Source organism: Phocaeicola faecicola (assembly GCF_013618865.1).
In the GTDB taxonomy this organism is placed as follows: Bacteria; Bacteroidota; Bacteroidia; order Bacteroidales; family Bacteroidaceae; genus Phocaeicola; species Phocaeicola faecicola.
The window spans coordinates 1-1,528 of sequence record NZ_JABSOE010000178.1 but is presented as its reverse complement, the minus strand read 5'-3'; the positions used below and the strand labels follow the sequence as shown (position 1 = coordinate 1,528).

At 52.6% G+C, this 1,528-nt stretch carries 1 rRNA gene; it reads right to left on the bottom strand.

The features are described 5' to 3' along the window. Nucleotides 1-1,528, bottom strand: a 16S ribosomal RNA gene (locus H3001_RS19250).

The window sequence follows — 1,528 nt, the reverse complement described above, 5'->3', positions numbered from 1 at the left end:
AAAGGAGGTGTTCCAGCCGCACCTTCCGGTACGGCTACCTTGTTACGACTTAGCCCCAATTACCGGTTTTACCCTAGGACGCTCCTTGCGGTTACGCACTTCAGGTACCCCCGGCTTTCATGGCTTGACGGGCGGTGTGTACAAGGCCCGGGAACGTATTCACCGCGCCGTGGCTGATGCGCGATTACTAGCGAATCCAGCTTCGTGGAGTCGGGTTGCAGACTCCAGTCCGAACTGAGAGAGGCTTTTGGGATTAGCTGCCCGTCGCCGGGTCGCAGCCTTCTGTACCTCCCATTGTAACACGTGTGTAGCCCCGGACGTAAGGGCCGTGCTGATTTGACGTCATCCCCGCCTTCCTCACATCTTACGATGGCAGTCTGGCCAGAGTCCTCAGCATTACCTGTTAGTAACTGACCACAAGGGTTGCGCTCGTTATGGCACTTAAGCCGACACCTCACGGCACGAGCTGACGACAACCATGCAGCACCTTCACAGAAGTCCGAAGACTGACCTGTTTCCAGATCATTCCTCTGCAATTTAAGCCCGGGTAAGGTTCCTCGCGTATCATCGAATTAAACCACATGTTCCTCCGCTTGTGCGGGCCCCCGTCAATTCCTTTGAGTTTCACCGTTGCCGGCGTACTCCCCAGGTGGGATACTTAACGCTTTCGCTTGGCCGCTGACCGTATATCGCCAACAGCGAGTATCCATCGTTTACCGTGTGGACTACCAGGGTATCTAATCCTGTTTGATACCCACACTTTCGAGCATGAACGTCAGTTACAGTTTAGTGAGCTGCCTTCGCAATCGGAGTTCTTCGTGATATCTAAGCATTTCACCGCTACACCACGAATTCCGCACACCTCAACTGCACTCAAGAACGCCAGTATCAACTGCAATTTTACGGTTGAGCCGCAAACTTTCACAGCTGACTTAACATCCCGTCTGCGCTCCCTTTAAACCCAATAAATCCGGATAACGCTCGCATCCTCCGTATTACCGCGGCTGCTGGCACGGAGTTAGCCGATGCTTATTCATAAGGTACATACAAGGCTCCACACGTGGAGCGTTTTATTCCCTTATAAAAGAAGTTTACAATCCGTAGGACCTTCATCCTTCACGCTACTTGGCTGGTTCAGGCTCTCGCCCATTGACCAATATTCCTCACTGCTGCCTCCCGTAGGAGTTTGGACCGTGTCTCAGTTCCAATGTGGGGGACCTTCCTCTCAGAACCCCTATCCATCGCAGGCTAGGTGGGCCGTTACCCCGCCTACTACCTAATGGAACGCATCCCCATCGTTTACCGATGAATCTTTAATGGTGCTATCATGCAATCTCACCATACTATCGGGTATTAATCTTTCTTTCGAAAGGCTATCCCCGAGTAAACGGAAGGTTGGATACGTGTTACTCACCCGTGCGCCGGTCGCCGGCAATTGAAGCAAGCTTCAATCCCGCTGCCCCTCGACTTGCATGTGTTAAGCCTGTAGCTAGCGTTCATCCTGAGCCAGGATCAAACTCTTCATTGT